This window comes from Hoskinsella mucinilytica (assembly GCF_045223415.1).
Lineage (GTDB): Bacteria > Bacillota_I > Bacilli_A > Erysipelotrichales > Erysipelotrichaceae > Hoskinsella > Hoskinsella mucinilytica.
Window position 1 is genome coordinate 1 of sequence record NZ_JBEQZJ010000096.1, and the last position, 1,722, is coordinate 1,722.

At 35.5% G+C, this 1,722-nt stretch carries 1 protein-coding gene; it reads left to right on the forward strand.

Annotated elements, in window-relative coordinates; genetic code table 11:
* The first annotated feature begins 157 nt into the window (after positions 1 to 157).
* Positions 158 to 1,435 carry an IS30 family transposase gene (locus UGRO018_RS17620; RefSeq protein ID WP_416327823.1) on the forward strand — a complete coding sequence of 426 codons (1,278 nt, stop codon included), beginning with the start codon at positions 158 to 160 and terminating at the stop codon, positions 1,433 to 1,435.
* The last annotated feature ends 287 nt before the right edge of the window (positions 1,436 to 1,722 follow it).

Below are 1,722 nucleotides of genomic sequence, written 5' to 3' on the forward strand. Positions count from 1 at the left end.
TAGTAAAGTGAAAAAGTAAATTCCACAATGACGCAAAAAAGTTGAAATTACATTTACAGTCGATTCCACTTAACTTAATGTAGAATTTACTCTTACAGTTTTGTATGATCTAAGGGTGCTTTTATTGCGGTTTTGTTCTTTAAAGGAGGAACATTTTATGAATACCAAAGGATCAAAACATTTAGACCTGCAATATCGCAATTTCATCGAACAAGGCTTAAACAACAATTGCACTAAGACCGCGATTGCTGAACTTGTTGGCATGGATAAATCTTCCATTTGTAAAGAAATCAAAAAGCATTCATTTGATGTTAAGTTCTCTCGTCAAGGTGTTTCTGCCGTTGGCACTTATGATTGTCAAAATATCGCTGCTTGTGGTTTCAACGCTTTTTGTAAAAATGAATGCCCCAAACGCATTCCCATTCCCTGTAAGATTCGTGATAAGACAAAGGGTGTCTGTAATGGCTGTAAAGATAAAAGTACTTGTAAGCTCACAAAACGCTATTATTCTGCCCAGCGGGCACAAGATGAATACAGTTATTCTCTTGTCGATTCTAGAGAAGGCATCAATTTGACGTTTTCTGAACTCAATGAGATCGCATCTAAAATCGTAGAACCTATTAAAAACGGGCAATCTGTCTATGCTGTTCTTCAAAACCATCCTGAAATTACTTATTGTGAAAAGACTATCTATAACTGGATTGAAATTGGTGCCTTTCAATCTTTTGGTTTAACCAATATCGATTTACGTTCTAAAGTTGGAAGGAAGATGAAGAAAAAAGACCAGATCAAATATAAAAAACGTGAAGATAAGGCTTATCTCAAAGGAAGAACTTATGATTGTTTTGAAAAGTTTATGAAAAATCACCCCTCTTCTTCTGTCGTTGAAATGGATACCGTTTATAACGATGTGTCAAACGGTCCTTTCATGCAGACGTTTATGTTCGTATCTTATGGCATTATGGTCGCTGTTTACCATAAGACCAAGACTGCAGAAACGATGGTCAATGGACTACGCTATTTAAAAGAACTTCTAGGTGGTGCATATTTCAAATCGATCTTTCAAGTCGTATTGACTGATCGTGGCAGTGAATTCTCTGATGCGCAGGGCTTTGAGGAACTTGCAGGAAATGTGTTTTATTGCGATCCTATGGCTTCCTGGCAAAAGCCTCACGTTGAGAATAATCATCGGCTGCTTCGCTTTATCTGTCCAAAAGAAAAAGATCTCACTCTGCTGGGATTACAGTCCCAGGCAGACCTTGATCTTATCTTCTCCCACATCAATTCCTATCCACGTGAAGAACGTCATGGGAAATCGCCGATTGATGAATTTGTCTTTTATCACCCTGAGGCAAATTCAATATTGGATTTACTTCATATCAGACGGATTGAGAATGACCTTATTATTCTCAATCCATCATTAATTAAGAAGTAATCAAGAAAATTACCGTAATAAGAGCACAACCATAACCCAAATATATAACCAGAGTAGTAGAATTTAGCCTTACAATTTTTTTAAGGCTACAAAAACTACTCCTTTTGTGCTTGTGGAAATAACTCTTACTTTGGTAAATTCAGTATAACATAGTTTGAAAAAGATTAAAACATCATATATTTAATTACTTTTTTCTGCTTAGTTATCATTGTTATGGAAATTGAAAGAGTTTATTCCACCTTTTAATTTTCAGTTCTTCATTGTGGAATTTACTTTTTCACTTTACC